The 21677-nt window shown below is 74.0% G+C and carries 13 protein-coding genes; 11 read left to right on the top strand and 2 right to left on the bottom strand.

Annotation, left to right across the window (positions count from 1 at the left end; genetic code table 11):
* The 4 genes from AC559T_RS00165 to AC559T_RS00180 all read left to right on the top strand — a co-directional run.
* On the top strand, positions 1 to 3546 hold a 3546-nt coding region (locus AC559T_RS00165), incomplete at its 5' end, for a BREX-2 system ATPase PglY family protein (protein ID WP_498867318.1).
* Positions 3547 to 3617: 71 nt separating this feature from the next.
* Complete coding sequence (pglZ, locus tag AC559T_RS00170) at positions 3618 to 6821, top strand: BREX-2 system phosphatase PglZ (RefSeq protein ID WP_498867319.1); 3204 nt, start codon at positions 3618 to 3620, stop codon at positions 6819 to 6821.
* Positions 6818 to 8215: a BREX system ATP-binding protein BrxD gene (brxD, locus tag AC559T_RS00175; protein ID WP_498867320.1), complete on the top strand. Its 1398-nt coding sequence runs from the start codon at positions 6818 to 6820 to the stop codon at positions 8213 to 8215. Before pglZ ends, brxD begins: the two co-directional genes overlap by 4 nt.
* Positions 8212 to 10479 carry a DEAD/DEAH box helicase gene (locus AC559T_RS00180; protein ID WP_498867321.1) on the top strand — a complete coding sequence of 756 codons (2268 nt, stop codon included), beginning with the start codon at positions 8212 to 8214 and terminating at the stop codon, positions 10477 to 10479. Before brxD ends, AC559T_RS00180 begins: the two co-directional genes overlap by 4 nt.
* On the opposite strand, the gene AC559T_RS00185 is transcribed toward AC559T_RS00180, so the two are convergent.
* Positions 10460 to 11050 carry an NUDIX domain-containing protein gene (locus AC559T_RS00185; RefSeq protein WP_498867322.1) on the bottom strand — a complete coding sequence of 197 codons (591 nt, stop codon included), beginning with the start codon at positions 11048 to 11050 and terminating at the stop codon, positions 10460 to 10462. The genes AC559T_RS00180 and AC559T_RS00185 overlap by 20 nt on opposite strands.
* A 207-nt stretch (positions 11051 to 11257) precedes the next feature.
* Between AC559T_RS00185 and AC559T_RS00190 the strand changes: the two genes are divergently transcribed.
* On the top strand, positions 11258 to 13234 hold the full coding sequence (locus AC559T_RS00190) for a serine/threonine-protein kinase (RefSeq protein ID WP_498867329.1): 1977 nt from the start codon (positions 11258 to 11260) through the stop codon (positions 13232 to 13234).
* 90 nt (positions 13235 to 13324) lie between these two features.
* Here AC559T_RS00190 and AC559T_RS00195 read toward each other — a convergent pair whose 3' ends face one another.
* Positions 13325 to 13771, bottom strand: coding sequence for a helix-turn-helix domain-containing protein (locus AC559T_RS00195; RefSeq protein ID WP_498867323.1), 447 nt, complete (start codon positions 13769 to 13771; stop codon positions 13325 to 13327).
* Positions 13772 to 14504: 733 nt separating this feature from the next.
* Between AC559T_RS00195 and AC559T_RS00200 the strand changes: the two genes are divergently transcribed.
* The 6 genes from AC559T_RS00200 to AC559T_RS00225 all read left to right on the top strand — a co-directional run.
* The gene (locus tag AC559T_RS00200) at positions 14505 to 15038 is read left to right on the top strand and encodes a GNAT family N-acetyltransferase (RefSeq protein WP_498867324.1); all 534 of its coding nucleotides are present in this window, start codon (positions 14505 to 14507) and stop codon (positions 15036 to 15038) included.
* Between the two features lie 113 nt (positions 15039 to 15151).
* Complete coding sequence (locus tag AC559T_RS00205) at positions 15152 to 15829, top strand: histidine phosphatase family protein (RefSeq protein ID WP_131627566.1); 678 nt, start codon at positions 15152 to 15154, stop codon at positions 15827 to 15829.
* Between the two features lie 273 nt (positions 15830 to 16102).
* Positions 16103 to 17611, top strand: a complete 1509-nt coding sequence (locus AC559T_RS00210; protein ID WP_498867325.1) for an alkaline phosphatase D family protein — start codon at positions 16103 to 16105, stop codon at positions 17609 to 17611.
* A gap of 11 nt (positions 17612 to 17622) precedes the next feature.
* Positions 17623 to 18852 (top strand): hypothetical protein, encoded by a 1230-nt coding sequence (locus AC559T_RS00215; protein ID WP_498867326.1) that lies wholly within the window; start codon positions 17623 to 17625, stop codon positions 18850 to 18852.
* Between the two features lie 134 nt (positions 18853 to 18986).
* The gene (locus AC559T_RS00220; RefSeq protein ID WP_498867327.1) at positions 18987 to 21248 is read left to right on the top strand and encodes a hypothetical protein; all 2262 of its coding nucleotides are present in this window, start codon (positions 18987 to 18989) and stop codon (positions 21246 to 21248) included.
* Positions 21249 to 21276: 28 nt separating this feature from the next.
* A partial coding sequence (locus tag AC559T_RS00225) for a hypothetical protein (RefSeq protein ID WP_498867328.1) occupies positions 21277 to 21677 on the top strand: 401 nt, incomplete at its 3' end.

The following is a 21677-nucleotide window of genomic DNA, read 5'->3' on the forward strand; positions in this document are numbered from 1 at the left end:
GGCGCGGAGGAGGACGAGTGGGGCGACGACGCCTCCTGGACGTCCGCCGAACTGGACGCGGCGCTCGCCGAGGCCGCCACCGCGGACGGCGCTCTGATCAGCGCGCCGGACGCCAGGAACCGCCGGCGGCTGGTCTCCGACCTGCTCTCGACCTGGTTCGCGAACACCTTCCGCGATCTGCGCGAGGACGCCGAGGGTTTCGTCTCCCTCGACGCCGGCCTCACCGAGATCGCCCGCCACGCGAAGGACCTCGGCTACGACGCCGTCGTCCTGTTCCTCGACGAGCTGATCCTGTGGCTGGCGAACAACATGGGTGACCAGGCGTTCGTCTCCCGTGAGGTCCAGAAGGTCACGAACTTCGTCGAGGGCGGGCATGGCGCCCGGCCGATCCCGGTCGTCAGCTTCATCGCCCGCCAGCGGGACCTGCGGGAGCTGGTCGGCGAGTCCATCGCCGGGGACGTGCGGCTGTCCTTCCTCGACGTCCTCACGCTCGCCGACGGCCGGTTCGACAAGATCGTGCTGGAGGACCGCAATCTCCCGCTCATCGCCAACCGGCGGCTGCTGAAGCCGCTGAACGCCGACGCCGCGGCGGCGATCGCGAAGGCGTTCGAGACGACGGCGAAGGTCCGCGCCGAGGTGTGGGACACGATGCTCGGCGGCAGCGCCCAGCTCGGCGCCGACCGGGACGCGTTCCGGCTCTCCTACCCGTTCAGCCCGGCGTTCGTGGACACCCTCGTCCACGTCTCCTCGGCCCTGCAGCGCAACCGGACCGCGCTGAAGCTCATGCGTCAGCTTCTCGTCCAGCACCGCGACGACCTTCGTCTCGGCCAGGTCGTGCCGCTCGGCGACCTGTGGGACGTCATCACCCGGGGCGCCGACACGCCGTTCACCGACGTCCTGAAGGCCGAGTTCGACGCGGCGCAGAAGCTCTACGCCCGCAAGCTGCGTCCCTACCTGCTCGACGCGGAGGGCCTCGACGAGGACACGCTGGCCCAGGTCCGCCGCGCCCAGGCCGCCGGCGGCGGCCCCGGTACCGGCACAGGCACAGGCACAGGCGTCGACCCGGCGCTCGCGACCAAGGTCCGCCGGTTCACCGCGGACGACCGGCTGGTCAAGACGCTGCTGCTGTCCGCGCTCGCGCCGAGCGTCCCGGCGCTGCGCAACCTGACTCCGCGGCGGCTGTCGGCGCTCAACCACGGCAGCATCACCAGCCCGATCCCGGGCGGCGAGGCGGGGCTCGTCGGCAAGAAGGTCGAGCGCTGGGCCGGCCAGTTCGGTGAGATCAAGTACGTCCCGGTGGAGGGCGGCGACCCGGGGGTCGGCCTGGAGCTCGTCGACGTCGAGGTCGACAGCATCCTGAACTCGGCCGTCGCCTACGACAACGGCGGCAACCGGCGCACCCTGGTGAAGCGGCTGCTCGTCGACGAACTGGGCGTCTCCGTCACCGGCGACGCCTACGGCGACCGGCTCGACTTCGTCTGGAAGGGCAGCAAGCGCTCCGCCGAGGTCATCTTCGGCTCGGTCCGCGGCGCGGAGCTGCGCGACGACCAGCTCGCCCCGCTCGACCCGGAGTCCTGGCGCCTTGTCGTCGACTACCCGTTCGACGACGCCGGTGACGGGCCGGTCTACGCCCGGGCGCGCGTCGAGCGGCTGCGCGGCGCGGGCGTCCAGCATCGGACGGTCTGCTGGATCCCCGCCGATCTGACCGCCGCGCGGCTCGCCGACCTGGGGATGCTCGTCCGCCTCGACCATCTGCTCGCCGGTGGCGGGCACCGGTTCGACAGCCACGCCCAGCACCTGAGCGCCGATGACCGACAGCGCGCCCGCGGCGTGCTGAAGAGCCGCCACGACGCGCTGCTGACCAAGACCCGGACGGTGCTGCGCTCGGCCTACGGGCTCACGTCGAAGGACGAGCAGGACGTCACCGCCGGCTTCAGTGACCACCTGCGCGCGCTGTGGCCGGGGCTGAACCCGGCGCTGCCGCTCGGCGCGTCGTTCCGCGAGGCCGTCCGGCGGCTGGTCGGGGATCTGCTCGCCGACCAGTTCCCCGGCCATCCCGACCTCGACCCCGACCGGACCGGGACGCCCGTCAAGCCGGCGGAGCTGAAGCTCGTCCTGGGCTACGTGACGAAGGCCGCGGAGGCGGACGGCGGCTCGGTGGAGGTCGCCCGGGGCGACCGGATCCCGATGCGGCGGATCGCGCCGGCGCTCGGGCTCGGCGTGATGCACGAGGTGCGCTTCGAGCTGGGCCGTGAGTGGGTCGACCACTTCACCCGCCGGGCCGCCCAGACCGCGGCCGCCGGGCCCGGCACGCCGGACGCCAGCGGCGTCGGCGACACGGGCGGCTCGGGCGGCTCGGGGCCGGGCGAGCTCCGGGTCGGCGACCTGCTGCGCTGGATCGACGAGCCGAGACCGCGTGGCCTCGACGACAACGTCGCGCATCTTGTCGTCGCCGCGTTCGCCGAGCAGACCGACCGGGCCTGGTACCGGTACGGCGGCCTGCTTCCCACCCCGCCCGAGCTGAGCGCGATCGTCAAGGACATGACGCTGCGCGAGCAGCCGCTGCCCGACGCCGCGGACTGGGCGGCCGCCGGCGAGCGCGCCCAGGTGATCTTCGGGTTGCGGCCGCCGGCGCTGCTGCGCGGCCGGTTGCTGCGCGGCTTCGCCGAGGAACTGGTCGGGAAGGCACGGCCCCGCCTGGCGGCCAGTCAGGAGCTGGTCGGCGCCCTGGAGGCTCGTGCCGGCGATCTCGGGCTCGACCCGCGCACCGGCCTCGCCGCGGCCGGCACCGGCAGCGCCGTTGGACCCGACGGTGCCGTCGGCACCGACGGGGCGGACAGCGCGGACGGGGGCCGGCTGCGGACCGCGCGGGCTGCCCTCGACCTGCTCGCCGCGCTCGACGACCCCCGGGCCGCGGCGGAAACCGTGCGCAGGCTCGCCCGCGCCGATCTCGCCGGCCCGGCGGCGCGGCTCGCCGTGAGCATCAGCCGTGCCGGCGACGTCGCCGCCGCGATCAGGGCGGCCCCCTGGGACGAGACGTTCGTCGTCATCGCCGGGCTGCCCGAGCCCCACCAGAGCGAGGCCCGCGAGATCCTCGGGCGAATCCGTGCCGCCGGCGCCGCCGACGAGCTGACCACGCCGCTTGCCGCGGTGCTCAGCAGTGCCCGCGCCGCCGCGACAACGCTTCTGCGCCGCGCCACTCAGGCGCCGCCCGGCGCCCTCGGCGAACCGAGGCCACCGATCACCCCGTCGCCCATCACCCGGCCCGCGGCCGGTTGGCAGCCGGCCGGCGTTCCGGGGGAATCGGGTGCCCGGCCGACCGCCGGGGCTGTCCCGCTCATGGTCCCCGAGCCGGGTCGGAGTCTCGCCGCGAGCAGCGGTGTGAGCTCCGGCGGCGGTGTGAGCTCCGGTGGCCCGGCGGGAGCCGGGGCCCCTCGGCAGTGGCGGGTCCGGGCCGGGGAGCTGGACGGGGCGCTCGCCGAGCTGCGCGCCCACGTCGGCGACCAGCCCGGCGAGGTCGAGATCATCTGGCGGCCGGCACCGTGACCGTCCTTTCAGCCCCCGGCAGCCAAGGTGCCTCGGCTGGCACGGGCGCCCCTCGGGTGACTCCGGCCGTCGTGCGGAACCGGGTCATCCGGCTGCGGCGCGCCGCGCAGAACGATCACGGCAGCCAGCCGCGCGTCCTGCTCGTCCGCGCCCAGCCGGTCTGGCCGGCGCCGGAGAAGCTGGACATCGGTGACCGGCCGGTCCGGGTGGTGCCGTGCGTGTCGCCGCTCGCCGTGCTCGAAGAGGTCACCCGCTGGGCGCGCGACCCGGTCGAGGACGGCTGGCTGGTGCTGCTCACCGACGCCGACGAGGAGTCGCTGGGCGACTCCGTCCTGGCCCAGGTCTACCGGCAGCGGATCGACGTCATCGAGCCGTGGCTCGCCGTCCTGGAGGACTTCGGCGCCACCCAGGCCGACCCGCGGCTGCGCGCCCCCGAGAACCGCTGGGTCGCGCAGGCACTGCTGGAGGCCCGCCCTCCGGCCGGTTGGCCGCGCCGGCCCGGCGGCCTGCTCAGCCGGGAGGACGCGCTGGCGGAGCTGGCCGCCGTCCGGCTCGGCCTGACCGAGCTCGGTCTGGGCGCCGCCGACCTGGACATCGCCACCCTGCTGCGCTGGACGACGGCACCCGGCGCCACCGAGGCGCTGCGCCGGCTCGGTGACGACGAGCGTGCCGGCCTCACCGACTACCTGGTCGAGCGGACCGGCCGCGCGGGACGGGCCCTGTTCACCCTGGTCGCCGCCGGCAACGGCGAGCGGGCGCTCGCCGTCGGCCTGGTCTGCGACTGCCTGTGGCCGCCGGCCCACCGCGACGCCGCCCACCCGCCCACGCAGCCCATGTCGCACACGCCGACCGCGGCGACCACACCGACCGCGGCGCCCGCGCCAGCCGCGCCGCCCGGCGGGGACGCGGCGGCGGTCGAGCGGGCGGTCGAACGGGCCAGGGTCCGGATGGAGCGTTACTTCGGCGATGTCCGCCTCGACGACGCGACCATGCGGGCGTTCGCCGCGGCCGTCCGTGAGGTGGTCACGACGACGCCGGTGGCCACCCGCCCGGGTGCGGGCCGGCTCGGCCTCGACGGGGCCGCCGGCGCCTCGGCGACGCTGCACCCGGATGACGGCCTCCCGGCCCTGCTCGACACCGCGGACCGGCTGCTCGGTGACCTGGACGCCCGGGCGGCCGGCGCCGCGAGCGACATCCTGCGGGCCGGGTTCGACCACCGGCTGGCCGCCGTCGCCGCCGCGGTCGGCGACTTCCTCACCGCCGCCGGGGCCGGGCTCCAACGCACGCTGCTCGCGCGGGCGGCCCGCGACGTCGTGGCCGCGGTCGGATCGCTGCGCGGGCACCTGCTGGCCGGCGTCGACCGTCCCGAGGTGGAACGGGCCGCGATGGCCGGCCGACTCGTCAGCTGGCTCGCCACCCAGCCCACCGGTTCACTCGCCGCCGCCCGCCCCGCGGACGGGCCACGCCCGGGCCGGGAGCGGGCCGACGGGCCGACGACGCTGGCCGGGGCCCTCGACGCCCACCTCGACGACGGTGCCTGGGCCGACATCGCGCTCGGCCACCTGGCTGCCGGCACCCCGGCGCCCGCGATCGGCACGGCGTACAGCGATCTCTACCAGGTGGTGGCCCTGCGTCGCCGCACCGTCGACGCGGCCTTCGCGCGGCTCCTCGCCCTGTGGACCACCACCGGCCGCCCGGCGGGGGCGGGCGCGCCGGGCGGGCCGCTGTGCGTCGAGGAGGTTCTCGACCAGGTGGTCGCGCCGGTCGTGACCGCCCGCGGCGGCCGGGCGCTGCTGGTCGTGCTCGACGGGATGAGCGCCGCCGTCGCCGCCCAGCTGGCCGCCGAGCTGCGGCGCGAACGCTGGGAGGAGTGCGACCCGCTGGGCTCCCTCGGCGGGGAGCCGGCCGGCCCCGCCCGCCGGCGGGCGGCCGTCGCCGTGCTGCCGACGGTGACCGCGACCTCGCGGACGTCGCTGCTCGCCGGCCGGCTGCTCACCGGCGACAAGGCGACGGAGAAGACCGGGTTCGAGGGCCATCCACGCTGGGGCCGGCGGACCGCCCGGCTGTTCCACCACTCCGATCTGCCCGGCGTGCCGGGCACCGCGCTCGACGGGGAGCTCACCGACGCGCTCACCTCGGACACCCCACTGGTGGCGGTCGTGATCAACACGGTCGACGACACGCTGGAGAAGGGCCGGCAGCGCGACGACGGCGGCTGGAGCCTGGCAGACGTCGGCCGGCTGCGCGCGGTGCTGGGCTACGCCCGGACCGCCGGGCGGGCAGTCATCCTGACCAGCGACCACGGCCATGTCGTCGACCATCGCGCCGAGACGCTGACCACCGACGACGCCGCGTCCGCGCGGCACCGCGTCCCCGGCTCGGGCGGCGGCGACTCCCAGGACGGCCACATCCTGGACGGCGACCTCCTGGAGGGCGGCCTCCTGGAGGGCGAGGTGACGCTGGCCGGGCCGCGGGTGCTCGCGCCCGGCGGGCGGATCGTCGCGCTCTGGGACCCGGCCGCGCACTACCTGGGCCGCAAGGGCGGTTATCACGGCGGTGCGTCGCCGGCCGAGGTGACGGTGCCGGTGCTGGCGTTCCTGCCGTTCCGCCTGTCCGCGGCGTCGACGAGCCGCAACCCGCCGCCCGGCTGGCGCCCGCTGCCCGACCAGCGCCCGCGCTGGTGGTCGCTGGAGACGACGGACCTCCTCGGCGGCCTCGGCGCGAGCGCCGCCGTGCCGGTCGGGCAGCGCGCCGGCGCCGTCCCGGTGGAGGAGGCCGGGGAGACGACGGCGCTCCCCCGCAAGCGGCGCAGACCCGCGGAGGAGCAGACCGGCCCGGCATTGTTCGACCTTCCCGCCGAGGTGCCCGCTGGTGGCCCGGCGACCGGTCCGGCGGCCACGGGTCCGGGGGCGGCCGGTCCGGCGGGCGCGGGCGGGGCGACGGCCGGCGGCCGGGAGGACCCCGTCGACGTCCTCGTCGCGGGGCTGCTCGCGTCCGAGCTGTTCCGGTCCCAGCTCGACGGGCTGGCCCGCAAGGTGCCGGTGGAGAAGGTCGAGGCGGCGGTGCGGGCGCTGCTCGACGCGAACGGCACCCTGGCGACGAGCGTCGTCGCCGAGCGGGCGCGCGAGCGCCCGGCGCGGGCCGGCGGCTTCGCCGTCAACCTGCAGCGCCTGTTCAACATCGACAACTATCCGGTGCTGGCACCGATCGACGACGGCCACACCCTGCGGCTCAACGTCGACCTGCTGCGCGCCCAGTTCGGGCTGCCCCGGTGACGGCCGGCCAGGTCAGCGCGGCGCGGCGACGGGACGTGCTGGACGCGCTGCGGCGCGGCGCGGTGCCGGCGGCCGGGCTGGACCTGCTCGCGGTCGGGCTGGACCGGTTCGAGCGCGTCGCCACCGAGGATCTCGCCGCCGTCGCCGCCGGCGGGTCGGTGTTCAAGGCGGTCCGCGGCGAGTACGGCTCGGGGAAGACGTTCTTCACCCGCTGGCTCGCCGACCGGGCGAAGAAGGCGGGCCTGGCGACCGCCGAGGTGCAGGTCTCGGAGAACGAGACCCCGCTGCACCGGCTGGAGACCGTCTACCGCCGGCTGACCGAGCGGCTGGCCACCGCGACGTTCCCGCCGAGCGCGCTGCGCCAGGTCGTCGACGGCTGGTTCTACGCGCTGGAGGAGGACGTCCTCGCCGCCGACGAGGCGACGGGCAGCGGTGCGACGGGCGGCAGCGGGACGGGTGCCGACGCGACCGGCGACGACGCCGCGGCGCTCGACCGGGCCGTCGGCGAGCTGGTCGACCGGCGGCTCGCCGACGTCGGCCGGACGGCGCCCGCGTTCGCGGCGGCGCTGCGCGGCTACCGGGCGGCGCTGGCCGCCGGCGACGAGGCCACGGCGGCGGCGGTGCTGGCCTGGCTCGGCGGGCAGCCGCACGTCGCGGCGGCCGCCCGCCGGGCCGCCGGGGTGCGCGGCGACCTGGACCATTTCGGGGCGCTCGGTTTCCTGCAGGGGCTGCTGGTGGTGCTGCGCGACAGCGGTTTCCGCGGCCTGCTCGTCGTCCTCGACGAGGTCGAGACCCTGCAGCGGGTCCGGTCCGACGCGCGAGACAAGGCGCTCAACGCGCTGCGCCAGCTCATCGACGAGGTCCACAGCGGCCGCTTCCCCGGGCTGTTCCTCGTCATCACCGGAACGCCGGCCTTCTACGACGGCCCGCAGGGGGTGGCGCGGCTCGCACCGCTCGCGCAGCGGCTGGCGACCGACTTCACCGCCGACCCGAGGTTCGACAACCCGCGGGCCGTGCAGCTGCGGCTGGCCGGGTTCACCGAGGCGTCGCTGGTCGAGCTCGGCGGACGGGTCCGGGGCCTGTACGCGGCGGGGGCGTCGGGCGACGCGGCCGGTCGGATCGAGGCGCTCGTCGACGACGCCTATCTCGGGGAGCTGGCCGGCGCGGTCGCCGGGCGGCTCGGCGGCAAGGTGGGCGTGGCGCCCCGGCTGTTCCTGAAGAAGCTCGTCGGGGACGTCCTCGACCGGGTCGACCAGTTCGACGACTTCGACCCCCGGCACGACTACCCGCTGACCATCGGCACGGCCGAGATGACCGACCTGGAACGCAACGCCGCCCGCAACGCCGCCCACGCCGACGCCCGCGCCGACGACATCGACCTGGACCTGGATTGACCGCGCGGCCGGGGGCTCCCGCCGCCGCGGCGGATCTGCTGCACCCGGTGGTGCTGCACCACATCGTGAACACCCTGCAGTGGCCCGGGCTGCGGCCGTTGCAGGAGGAGGCGGTCGCGCCGCTGCTCGCCGGTTCGGACGCGCTGCTGCTCGCACCGACCGCCGGCGGCAAGACCGAGGCGGCGGCGTTCCCGGTCCTGTCCCGGATGGCGGCCGAGAACTGGCCGGGGACGTCCGTCCTGTACCTGTGTCCGTTGAAGGCCCTGCTGAACAACCTGACGCCCCGGCTGGAGACCTACACCGGCTGGCTCGGGCGGCAGGCCGCCGTCTGGCACGGCGACGTCGCCGAAAGCCGGCGCAACCGGATCCGCCGGGAACGGCCCGACGTCCTGCTCACCACACCCGAGTCGCTGGAGGCGATGCTCGTCAGCCTCCGCACCGACCATCGCGGCTTCTTCGCCGGCGTCCGCACCGTCATCGTCGACGAGGTCCACGCGTTCGCCGGCGACGACCGCGGGTGGCACCTGCTCGCCGTCCTGGAACGACTGCGCCGGATCATCGCCGCCGAACAGACGGCGGCGCACGGTGATCGTGGTGTTCCGCGGAACACCACGCCCGTCCCGCGGGACGCACCGGATGGCCCGCCTGCCGCCGCCGGGGCGGAGCCGCGCTGGGAGCTGCAGGTCATCGGCCTGTCGGCGACCGTCGGGAACCCGGCCGAGCTGCTGCGCTGGCTGCAGGGCTCGGGCGCGGGCCGGCGCCCGGCCCACGTCATAGCGCCGGATCTGCCGACCGCCTCATCGGCCACGGCGGCCGGACCGGTCACGGTGCCGCCGGGCGAGGTCGAGCTGGACTACGTCGGGTCGGTGACGAACGCGGCGAAGGTGCTGGCCGCCCTGCACCGGGGCGAGAAGCGGCTCGTGTTCTGCGACTCGAAGAAGACCGTCGAGGAGCTCGGGCAGGCGCTGCGCGCCCTCGGTGTGGCGACGTTCCTCTCGCACGCGTCGCTGTCCGCCGAGGAGCGGCGCCGCTCCGAGGAGGCCTTCGCCCAGGCCCGGGACTGCGTGATCGTCGCCACCAGCACCCTGGAGCTGGGCATCGACGTCGGCGACCTCGACCGGGTCATCCAGATCAACGCCCCGGGAACCGTCGCGTCGTTCCTGCAGCGTCTCGGCCGCACCGGCCGCCGGGCGGGCACCACCCGCAACTGCCTGTTCCTCACCCTGACCGAGAGCGCGCTCGTGCACGCCGCCGGGCTGCTGTCGCTGTGGGGCCGCGGCTGGGTCGAGCCGGTCGTCGCCCCGCCGGAGCCCCGGCACATCGTCGCCCAGCAGGTGCTCGCCTACTGCCTCCAGGAGAACCGGATCGGCGACCGGACGTGGGCGGACGAGTGGAACGGCCTCGCGCCCTTCGACCGTTCGGCGGAGCCGATCGTGCGGCACCTCGTCCGCGCGGGCTACCTGGACTCCGACGGCGGCATGCTGTTCATCGGCCCTGAGGCGGAGCGTCGCTTCGGTCATCGGCACTTCTCCGAGCTGACCGCGGTCTTCACCGCGGCACCCGAGTTCACCGTCCTGCACGGCCGGGACGAGATAGGCCGCACCGACCCGGTTCTGCTCACCGACCCGGTCGAGGGCCCGCGGCTGCTGCTTCTCGCCGGCCGCAGCTGGCGGGTCACCCACATCGACTGGAAACGCCGCCGCTGCTTCGTCGAACCCGCCGAGGGCGGCGGCCGGGCCCGCTGGCTGACGTCCGCCGACGGCGTGCTGTCCTTCGAGCTGACCAGGGCGATGCGGGACGTCCTGCTCGGCGCCGATCCGCCGGTCCCCCTCACCCGCCGGGCGGCGGAACGGCTGGCGACCGTCCGCGAGAACCATCTGGACGTCGTCCACCCGGGCGGCACGATGATCGTCCGGACGGAGGACCTGACCGACATCCGCTGGTGGACCTGGGCCGGCGAACGCGCCAACCGCACCCTCGTCGCGAGCCTCGGCGACCTCGCCGACCCGCTCCAGGCCCCGACCGCCTCCTACCTGCGCCTACGCAGCGACCTGACCCCACCCGAGTGGAGGGCCGCGACCGCGGACCTGGAATCCCGCCTCTGCCTGCCCCACGTCACCGACGAGGCCCTGGCCGGCCTGAAGTTCAACACCGCGCTACCCCCGCGCCTGGCCGAAGCGACACTCGCCACCCGCCTCGCCGACCTCCCCGCAGCCACCACCGTCCTGCGCGAACCCGTCCGCTTCACGACCCTGGAAACCTGACCGCTCGTCCGAATGCCCGCTCCCGCAGCGGGCTCGCGCACAGCAACGCCCAGGCCGCCAGGGACGAGGCGTCCTTGATGACTCCTCCGGAGAGCAGGTCGCCCCACTCACGGTGGCTGAAGCGACGGGTCACGAGATCCTGCTCCTCCACGGAGAGCTCGCGCTGTCCGGGGGAGAGCTCGGTGGCCAGCCAGACCTGACACGCCTGGTCGGCGTAGCCGTAGGCGGTGAAGATCTGCCCCAGATGGTCGAGCCGGCCGGCCCGGAGCCCGGTCTCCTCCCGCAGTTCGGCCTCGGCCAGTTCCGCGGGCCCGACGTCCGGCCGGTCCTCCCAGGACCCCTGCGGGAACTCCCAGTAGCGGCCGTCGACCGGGTGGCGAAACTGCTCGACCAGCCACACGCCACTGGCGTCAACGGGGATGATCAGGGCGAAGTCCGGCTTCTCGACCACACCGAAAAGGCCGGGGCTGCCGTCCGCCCGAACGATGGCATCCTCCCGGACCCGCATCCACGGGTTCTCGTACGCGATGCGGGTGTCACGAACGACGAAACCTCTGTCGCCAGCTGGCACGGTCTCCTCGCTTCGGTGCGGTGCCCACCGCGGCGGCCGGGCCATGCGGACGACGGCTGATGGCCGCGGACGACGACCGATGATCGCGGGCAGGCCGACAAGTTCGACGTCGCGTTCCCACAGTAGGCGGGCCAGTCGCGGGGGCCCGGAAGGCTCGAACACCGACAAGTCACGTTGACGCCGCTCGCAGGTGCCAGCAAGGTGACGATGATCGGCTCGGCCGCGGTCAGCGATGGGCTTGTTGCGCTGGGCGCCTCGGGCCAGGACGACGGGGGACGGGGTGTGCTGGCACCGCTGACAGAGGCCGACCCCAGGAGCGTCGGCGGGTACCGGCTGGACGCGCGGCTGGGCTCAGGTGGCATGGGCGCCGTCTATCTCGCGTTCGGCGCGGACGGCCAGCCGACGGCACTGAAGATCATCCGGCCCGATCTGGCCGCCCACCAGGAGTTCCACGCACGGTTCCGCCGGGAGGTGGCCGCGGCGCGGCGGGTGCGTAGCAGTTTCGTCGCCGAGGTGCGGGCCGCCGATGTCGACGCGGATCCACCGTGGATGGCCACCGAATACGTGGACGGCGTCAACCTCGCCCGGGCCGTGGTGGAGGAGGGCCGTCTCGATGAACGCCGGGTGGTCAGCCTCGCCGCGGGTCTGGCGAGCGCGCTCGTCGCCGTGCACCAGGTGGGGCTCGTGCACCGCGACCTCAAGCCCGCGAACATTCTGCTCGGACGGGATGGTCCGAAGGTCGTCGACTTCGGTATCGCCCGCGCCCTCGACGAGACAGCGCTGACCGACACCGGGAACGTCATCGGAACGGCCGCCTGGATGGCACCCGAACAGCTTCTCGGCGAGCGCGCCGGCCCCGCGGCGGATGTGTTCGCCTGGGCCCTCTGTGTGGCCTTCGCGGCGACCGGACGCCAGCCGTTCGCTGGCGAGCCGGTGAACACGCCGGTCGCCTCCGCGCTGCGCCGGTTGAACGCCGAGCCCGACCTCGACGGCGTGCCGGAAGCCCTGCGACCGTTGCTGCGACGTGCTCTGGCCAAGGTCCCCGGCGAGCGGCCGAGCGCGATCGAGCTGGTCGCCGAGATCCTGGAACGGGACGTCTCCGACCTGACATCCGACCTGACCGGCACCGAGGCGGCCGTCCGCGGGTTCGGCGGCGAATGGGCGCGCCCGCTGGTACCGCAGGTCCCGGTGCCCCGGCCGCCGGACCCGCTTTCGGACCCGAATCCCGCGCCGGACGAGGCGTCACCGCCAGAGCCGCCGCGGCTGCCCGACCCGCCGTCACCGCCGCCTGGCCCGCCATCACGGCTGAGGGACATCCCCTCCCGCTGGGTGACGTGGCTCGTCGACTCGATCGGCCGCCGCCCGTCGCGCGCTCTGGTGCCGGCCGTGGCGGTGGCGGCGCTGCTGGTCGCGGGCGCGGGCCTGGCGATGCTGATCGCCGCGGGCCGTCCCCCGGGGAACAGTCCGGTCGCGGGCGGCACCGCCACCCTTCGCCCCGGGTCCGATTCCCGGTCGTCCGCTCCCTCCACCGACCGGACCGGACCGGACCCCACGGCCACCGCGACCCCGGCCCTGCCGAGCGCGGGTCCTCCCGGATCGCCAGCAGCCGGCGGCAGCACCCCGGAGGGAGCTTCCGGCGCCCCGGATCTCGGACAGCCGCCGCGGCGCTCCGCAACCGCCGGACCCACCGCCGCACCCACGGCCGGCGCGCCACCGCACTCGACACCGACGCCGACACCGAACCCGCAGGCACCAGACCCACAGGCGCCAGGCCCGCCCGCGCAGGTCCCGCCGGCACCGCCCGCCACCCGCCCGCCGCCCGACCCGGACGGCGGGACGACCAGCCAGCTCGTCCTGCACGGCGCCGGTGGCACTGCCGGCTGGGTCTGGTTCAACAGTGGAACCGCCAACCTGGAGAAGGGTCGGAACTCCTTCACGGTCAAGGACGTCGCCTGCGGCGATGCCTGGAGCATCTACGTCCAGTACGCCTACCAGGATTCGCAGGGGAACCCGCGTGAGGGCAGCAAATATCTTTCCGGGGACTGCGACCCCGTCGAGTGGTCGGGTTCCATCGCCGGCGCCCAGTCGGAGATCCTTTCCTTCCGGTGGCGGGGCTGCAAGTGGGACACCAACCACCAGAGTGCCGACACCTGCGAGTCGTGGATCACCTCGACCCTGCGCTGAGGACCCGAGCCACCGAGACCGGCGCCCCCACCGTCATGCGCGAGCCCGCGCGCTTCGCCACCCGGAGAATCTGACCAACGCGGCGCCCTACTACCGGGCGCCACCAGTTCGGCCCCGTCCGGCCGCGACGAGCGCGGCACGGCAGGCGGCGACCCCCGCCACCGCGTCACCGACCACCGGGACCGGAACCGGCGCTGGCGCTGGCGCTGGCGCTGGCGCTGGGCGGACCAGGCGGTACCGGTTCGACCGGCGGCCGCCACCGAGCTCGGCGACCAGGACGCCGGCCGCTTCCAGGGCGCGCAACGCGCGCCGGGCGGTGGACACCGACACCTCGGCCCGCGCGGCCAGCGTGGGCATCGACGGGAATGCTCCCGACCAGTCCGCCGCGTCGAGGTAGTAGGCGATCGCGAGCAGGACTGAACGCAGGACACGCACGGACACGAGCCGGCCGCCGACGGCGGTCGGGACGAGCGTGAGCGCGCGAACGTGGGAGTACATCGCGGAGACGGCGGAGCGTTGTGGAATGCTGGATGGCACGGTTCGGGCTCTGGTTTGGCAGGGTTCGGATCGAGGCCCCGTTCCGGTGCTGCTAACACCGGGCGGGGCCGCCCCACTGGGAGGGATAACCCACAGTAGCGGGTTAAATCAGCTGCACCCGCCAGGCTTTTGCTGTGACCACAACTAAGCCACGTCCCCGTGTGGACGACGAACGACATCGCCGCGTGGCTCGGCGTGGGAGCGGAGCAGGGACGCCGGATCGTGAGCCACCCCGACCCTCCCGGACCGCCTTCCACGAATCAGTCATTTTTATTTATAAATTTGCATTTCCGAACAGGATCTGGCTCGTCAAATCATCGAGGCCGAGCAGCTGCACATGGCCACCGAGGCCGCCACGACAGGCCGCTGGCGGTCGCCGGAACCGTCCAGTGCAGGATCGGCTCGGCCGAGTCGCTGCTGATCAGCGGCGGCGGGGAGTCGCACGGCGCCTCGGTGGGCGTGGGCGGGCGCTTCTCAGTCGTCTTCGCCAATCCTTCCGTCCCCAGCACCGCGACCGTCCAGGTGAGATGCGACGTCGCGGGCCAGCGGACGTATCACCCGACCAGCTTCCTCCTACGTCACCCGGTGGTCGGCCAGGTTCTCAACGTGAGCCTCATCGCCTGACGACCCGACCGGTGGGTGGTGCGCGCAAGTCCCGGCGCACCACCCACCGGTGGAAATCGCGTGCGCCTTTCACCTCGACCAGTCTCCCGGGTGGGAGACTGGCGACACAATGAAAAACGTGATCACTTCTTTGGACAGGCCGGCGAACCCGCCCTGGCAGCCGTTACAGGCCAAGGGGTGGAAGCTGTCGGACAGTCCCGAGCTCCTGGACCGCCACCAGGTGTGGAGGTGGTTGTCGCTGGAGGCCGCCTGGTCGCGTGGCCGCAGCCAGGAGGCTGTGAACACCTCGCTCGACCATTCCCTCACCGTGGGCGTCTACGATCCGGCTGGTCGGCAGCGGGGAGTCGCCCGTTGCGTGACCGACCGGGTGGCCGTCGGATTCATCGACGACGTCTACGTCGATGCGGACCATCGTGGCAAAGGTGTTGGGCGCTGGCTGGTGTGCGGGCTGCTCCAGCATCGACTGCTGCGCGGCATCTCGCAGTTCACGTTGGTGACGGAAGACGCGCACGCCCACTACGCCGCGAGCGGATTCACGCCCCTGACCAAACTCCAGCGATGGATGCAGTGGCGACGCGACACCGGCTCCGCGTACACGCCCGATCCCTGGGCGCCAGGCTCCCCGCCCAGCTCCGTCAGCTGAGGTGCCGACGTTGAGCCGCTCGCGCATTCGTCCTCCGCGAATCGGTACGCGTCGCAGCGTGGTGAGTGACACTCTCTGCGACAGGCGCATTCCGAAACGGGGGTATCGCGGCGATGGAGACGGATCTGTTGTTCGCGCGGCACGGTGAGGCGCACTGCAATCTCAGACGTGTCGCGGGCGGCGAGATCGGCTGCACCGGACTGACGGAACGCGGCCGTGACCAGGCGCGGCAGCTCGGCAGGCGGCTTCGTCGAATGCACGACGACCAGCCTTTCGACGCCGTCTACGTCTCGTCGAGGCGCCGTGCCCGGGAGACCGCGGAACTCGCCACCGGCGGGCTCGGCGTGCCGGTCACCGTCGAGCCGGCACTGGCGGGGCCGCAGCACGGCGTCGCGGACGGCCGGCCTTGGACGGAGATCTGGGCCGCGTTCGGTGCCAGCCCCGGCGACGAGCCGGACCGGCCGTTCGCCGAGGGCGCGGAAAGCTGGAACCAGTACCTCGCCAGGGCGATGGCAGCTCTGGGAGAGATCATCGAACGACATCCGGAGCAGCGGGTGCTCGTCGTCGCGCATGCCGAGACCGTCGAGGCCGCCCACACACGGTTCCTGCGGCTGCCGTCGCGCCCAGGGGTCGGTTTCGCCGTGGCGCACTGCTCGATCACCTGGTGGTCACACCGCGCGCCGGAGTTCGGGGCGGCACGCTGGCAGCTCGTCAAGCACAACAGCACCCGACACCTCGATCAGATCGAGTCCGCCCATCTCACACCCGCGGCGCGGGAATCCGGCCCCTGACGGGCAGTACGCGGCCATGTGCCTGAACGGCTCGACGCCGCTCGACCCGACATCCCCCGCCGCCGTGGGCGGGCCTGGTGCGAAACACGTCTCCTGGTTTCTTCCGCGGCCGTGCCCCTGCCATAAACCGTGCTGTGTGCATAGACATTTCCAGGCGTCGAGCAGATGACGGATGATCCGTCGAGACGGGACCTGGGATCGCACTGGCCAACGGGCCGTGAACGCTTTCTGGATCGCACCTCCGGTTGCTTCGGCAGGTCGTAGGAATCATTCATGAGCCAGGTGAGCCGACGGTCCGTCGTTCTCGGCGGAATTGCGGGCGTGGGAACGGTGCTGGCGGGCGCCGCGGCGGCCCGTGCCGCCTCCTATCCGTTCACGCTGGGCGTCGCCTCGGGCGAGCCCAGCGCGGACGGATTCGTGCTGTGGACCCGCCTCGCGCCCAGGCCCCTCGCCGCGGACGGGCTCGGCGGCATGTCGAGCGGCGCCGTCACCGTGGAGTGGCAGGTCGCCACGGACCAGTACTTCACCCAGATCGCCGCCAGCGGCTCGGTCTCCGCCGTCCAGGCCTGGGCGCACAGCGTGCATGTCGAGGTCGGCGGCCTGCAGCCCAACCGGGAGTACTGGTACCGCTTCCGCGCCTCCGGCCAGATCTCGCCGGTCGGCCGGGCCCGGACCGCCCCGGCCGTCGGCTCCAGCCCCGCGTTGAAGATGCTGTTCACCTCGTGCTCGCACTACGAGGCCGGCTACTTCACCGCCTACCGCCGGATGGCCGAGGAGAACCCGGACCTCATCCTGCACCTCGGCGACTACATCTACGAGGGCGCGGCCGGGTCCGGCGTGCGCTCGCACGTGCCCAGCGCCGAGATCAGCTCGCTGGCCGACTACCGCGTCCGGCACGCGCTCTACAAGTCCGACGCCGACCTGCAGGCCGCGCACGCCGCCGCGCCGTGGATACCGGTCTGGGACGACCACGAGGTCGAGAACAACTACGCCGACCTCGTCCGCAACGACACCAGTCCGGCCGGCGACTTCACCGCCCGCCGGGCGGCCGCCTACAAGGCGTACTACGAGCACATGCCGCTGCGGTCGGCGCAGGTTCCCGTCAACGAGAACCTGCAGCTCTACCGGCGCCTGCGCTGGGGCAGCCTGGCCACCTTCCACATGCTCGACACCCGGCAGCACCGGGACGACCAGGCGTGCGGTGACGGCACGAAGGTCTGCGCCGCGGCCGACGACCCGGCACGCACGCTGACCGGGGCGACGCAGGAGGCATGGCTGCTCGACGGCCTCGGCCAGCGCCTGGGTACCTGGGACATCATCGGCCAGCAGGTGTTCTTCGCCCAGCGCCTCGCCGCCGCCGACGGCTCGAAGAGCATGGACGCCTGGGACGGTTACACCGCCAACCGCGGCCGGATCCAGGCGGGCTGGCAGGCCCGCGGCAACACCAGCACGGTCGTGCTCACCGGAGACGTCCACCAGCACTGGGCGGCCGACATCATGGACGACTACGCGACCCAGAACAAGGTGATCGGCACCGAGCTGGTGTCCACCTCGATCACCTCAGGCGGGGACGGCGCCGGTGCCGGGACCGGCCTGTCCAGCCTCAACCCGCATGTGAAGTTCAACTGGAACCGGCGCGGCTACGTCCGCACCGTCACCACACCCACCCAGATGACGGTGGACTTCCGCGCGCTCAACCAGGTCACGGTCCGTGGCAGCGCGGCCACCACCGTGCAGAGCTACGTGATCGAGGCCGGCAACCCCGGTCTCCAGACGGTGTGAACGGGGCAGGCATGCGCAGGCACAGCACCCGCGTCGCGGTCGTCGGGGCCGCGGCGGCCGTCACCCTCGCCGGGGCGCTCGTCGGCACGGCGGCGGCGGACGGGACCACGGCGACCGACGTCACCTGGACGGCCGCCAACTCCGACGCCACCGGCGACCAGGACAACGCGGAGGTGTCCGCGACCCGCAACGGCTACACCGCCGTGGTCTGGGAGGACGACCGGGATACCACGGCCCCCGAGGACACCCTTCACACCGAGGTGTACCTCCGCCTGTACCGCGACGGGACGTCGCTGTACGAGAAGAAGCTGTCGGCGGGCGGGAGCGGCGGCTGGCGGCACGTCCAGCCCGACGTCGCCCTGCGCGAGGACGGCACCGCGGTGGTCATCTGGGCGGAGGACCCTGACGGCAACGGGTACTACAACATCGCCGTGCGTGCGGTGAACACCGCGGGCACGGTGACCGGCTCGGCCCAGGCCAACGCGAACGCCGACGGGCAGCAGCTCAACGCGCACGTCGCGGCGGACCCGGACGGCCCCGGGTTCGCGGTCGCGTTCGAGGACGTCCAGGGCACCGCGGCACCGACCGTGCGGGTGTCCGGGTTCGCGTCGGTGTCGGCCAGGACCTACGAGGTCCAGGTGCACGCGACGGGCGGCACCCACCGCCGGCCCGACGTGGCGATGGACGCCGCGGGCAACGCCGTCGTCGTCTGGGACGAGGACGGTGACGGCAACGGGTCGTTCAACATCGGCCGGAAGATCCTCACCTCCTCGGGCGGGGTGAAGGCGGCCCAGTCCGTCGCCAACGTGACGACCGCGGGGAACCAGCTCCACCCGTCGGTGGCCGCGAACCTCAACGGCGACCAGGTCGTCGCGTGGGAGACCGACCAGAACGGGAGCGCGCAGGTCGGCGCCCGTTCCTTCAGCGCGGCGAACGCGGCCGGACCTGAGGTCGTCCTGCCCGGGGCGGACCCGCAGACCGGCATCGACGACCAGCGCAACGCGGTGGTGTCCTGGGGCGAGTCCACCGACGTCCACGCCCAGGGCCTCAACCCGGACGGCACGGTCACCGGCCGGCTGCCCCGGCTGCGGGTCCACAGCACCGTCGCCGGCAAGCAGAACGAGCCGGCGCTCGGCGTCAACCCGTGGGGCCAGATCGTGATCGCCTACACCGACGACAACGACGGCAACGGCTTCGACCAGGTGTATCTGGGCACCGGCCTGGTCGACAGCACCTGGTGAACAGGGGGCCGGCATCGATGGGGATGATCCGCGCTAACGTGCGGATAGGGTTCCACTCCGTGGACGTCGGCTGTAGCCACCGCTGAGCCGCATCCGGCGAGGAACACGAGAAGCCCGAGACCGAGGACCCGCCTGTGCATCCGACGCCGCTCGACCCGCCGTCCGCCAGCCGGACGTCCCTCGGACCGGCCGGAGGCGGGCCCGCCTCCGGTGGGCTGGAGCGGATCCGCGGGCAGGTGGTGTTCGACAGCGCGTGGTTCCCGCTCCGGGAGCACGGATCGCAGGGCTTCTCCCGGATGGGCAGCCGCCGGCTGGTGCTCACCGACCACCCCGCGGCCTACGTCCATGACACGAACGTCCTCGGTGGGGCCACCACCGTGACCGCGCTCGAGCCGGCCGTCGACCCGGGCGCGACGGTGGAGCTCGTCGAGCACAGCGGCCGCCTCGTCGTCGACCTGCGGCTACCGGCGGGACGGGCGTTCGCCGCGTCCACCGTGGCACCGTTGCCGACCGAGGCGCTCGCGCTGCTCACCGGCCTGCGGGGCGCGCTGCTGGCGGACGCGGCATCGACGTCCTTCGTCAGCCCGTGCGCGGTCTCGGTGACACCGCTGTACGAGGCCGAGCCCACCGCGGCCGCGCCGTCCGCGATGGAGGCGACACCAGCCGTCGCCGCGCCGCGGGAGCTGACGGCGTACGTGGTCGTGCGGGGCGGGCGGCTGGAGCTGCGGGCCCGCGGGCGGGCGCTGCTCGACTGGCCGCTGAACCGAATCGGCGTCGGCCCGGGCGGCCCGAGTGTCGCGGTGGTCAGCGGCGGCGCCGTCCTGGACGGCCGGTTCCTCACCGGAGTCGTCCTGCACCTGGTCACCCCGCAGGTGCTGCACGCCTTCCTGGCGGCGGCGGCGGGAACGGGGACGGTACGGGCGGACGCCTCGGACGCGCCGGCCGCCATCGGGACGTCGGCCCCGGTGTCGGCGCGGGGCCTGGCGGGAGACGCCGAGGTCACCAGGGTCGACTGCGTGCTCGACGACACCGCCCTCGAGCTGCAGGAGCATCACAGCGCCCGGGTGGTGGCCAGGTTCGACCTGTTCGACTCGCGGCTGCGCGTCGCCGGGTCGGCCGAGCGGTTCGTCGTCGTCGACCCGGAGCACGGCCCGGTGACGGTGCAGAGCGAGTCGGCGGTGTTCGGCCGGCGCCTGCTGGAGCATCCGGCGCTGCGCACCGCCGCCGAGCGAACCCTGGCGGACGGCCCGTACCCGGCCGAGCTCGCCGACGGCCGGCCGGTCGTCTGCGCGGTCGGGCCGGACGCGCTGCGGGTCCGCGGTCCCGGCCTGGAGCTGCGCCTGCCGTTCACGGCCCTGCGCGCGGTCGAGGGGACGTCCCAGGAGCAGCGGGCCGGTCTGCGGGTGGCGACCGGCGACGCCGAGGTCTCGATCGTCGGCCAGCTCGAACTGGTCCGCGCGGTGCACACCGACATCGTGGCCGGCCGGCACGCCACCGCGGGGCCGCGGGCCGTCCCCGACATGCTGCGGGCGGCCGTCGGGCTGGAGGAGGACTACTTCCTCTATACGATCTTCGGGCCGTTCTACGAGCTGCACGCCGTGCTGCTCGGTGACGGTACCGCGGCCGAGCTGGGCCGGGCGGTGCCACAGCCCACGGACGACGAGGCGCGGGCGCGGACGGCCGCGACCCTCGCGGAGGGCCTGGTCGAGCTGCAGCGCCATCTCGACCAGGTCGGCTCGGTGCTGCCCGCGTTCGTGCGCCACCGCGACGCCCTGCTGCTGGAACCGGTGACCGGTGGCGCCGAGCCCGCCTGGCTGAAGGCACAGGAGGGTCGGCTGCGGGCGGCGCTGACGCCGGTGCAGCGGGCGGCGACGGAGACCGCGCAGCTCGCCGCCCAGGCGACCCGGCTGCTCGACCTGGACCCGGCGGCGCTGCCACGCCCCAACTACACCGGGACGGCGGTCTCCCTGGGCGTCGCCGCGCTGCTGAACCCGGTCTTCCTGGTGTCGGGGGCGACCCAGGCCTACAGCCGTTACACGCAGGGCGAGAAGCGGACCGCGCAGCTGGGGGCGCAGTCCGCGCGCGGCTGGGCGACGCTGCTCGACCGGTGGAACGTCCTCGTCTCGACCACCCTGCCGGTGCTCGGCTACGTCCTCACCGAGAACCTGTTCGCGCCACGGTGGGAGACCGCGCGGCGGATGACGTCCGAGCTGCGCGGAGCGCCCGTCCACACCCGGGAGGCGGTGCTGCGCGCGGTCGCGTACCGGCTCGCGCGGCTGGACGTGCTGCGTCGCTATCCCGCGGGGGCGGGGATCCGGGTCGGGCGGGGCGCGATCGCGGACCATCTCCGGGCCGCCCGGGATACCGTCGCCACGCCCCGTTTCGTCGACTTCTGATCCACCTTCTGACCCGCGGGGAGCAGGAATGTCGATCTTCACCAGCCAGTTCGACCGGGCCCGCGCCTACGCCGACGACTATGCCGGGCATCACGCCGACCCGGGCCTGACGGACCCGGTCACCCGCCACGGCGACGCGGGCCTGGACGCCGGTTCCGTCGACGGCGCCGGCTGGGGCGAGGGCTGGGACCACGACTGGGACCTCGACCCGGGCCACGGCTCGAACGCCGAGACGGCTACGGGCACCCACCACGACGCGTCCGGCGCCGAGGAGACGAAGCTCCACGACTCGGACCCGCACGAGACCGACGGGGTCCACGAGACCGGCGGAACCCACGAGCATCACGAGAGCCACGAGGCGAAGCACTCCGATGACGGCGGGTGGAAGCACCCCGAGGCCGCACGGGGGCCCCCCGGCGGCGGGGCCCG

The organism is Frankia sp. Hr75.2 (genome assembly GCF_949319125.1).
Taxonomy (GTDB): Bacteria; Actinomycetota; Actinomycetes; order Frankiales; family Frankiaceae; genus Parafrankia; species Parafrankia soli.

What these genes read in the sequence shown, in the direction of transcription:
- AC559T_RS00190 (WP_498867329.1), top strand. Translation starts at nt 11,258, where the DNA reads ATGATCGGCTCGGCCGCGGTCAGCGATGGGCTTGTTGCGCTGGGCGCC.
- AC559T_RS00200 (WP_498867324.1), top strand. Translation starts at nt 14,505, where the DNA reads ATGAAAAACGTGATCACTTCTTTGGACAGGCCGGCGAACCCGCCCTGG.
- AC559T_RS00205 (WP_131627566.1), top strand. Translation starts at nt 15,152, where the DNA reads ATGGAGACGGATCTGTTGTTCGCGCGGCACGGTGAGGCGCACTGCAAT.
- AC559T_RS00210 (WP_498867325.1), top strand. Translation starts at nt 16,103, where the DNA reads ATGAGCCAGGTGAGCCGACGGTCCGTCGTTCTCGGCGGAATTGCGGGC.
- AC559T_RS00215 (WP_498867326.1), top strand. Translation starts at nt 17,623, where the DNA reads ATGCGCAGGCACAGCACCCGCGTCGCGGTCGTCGGGGCCGCGGCGGCC.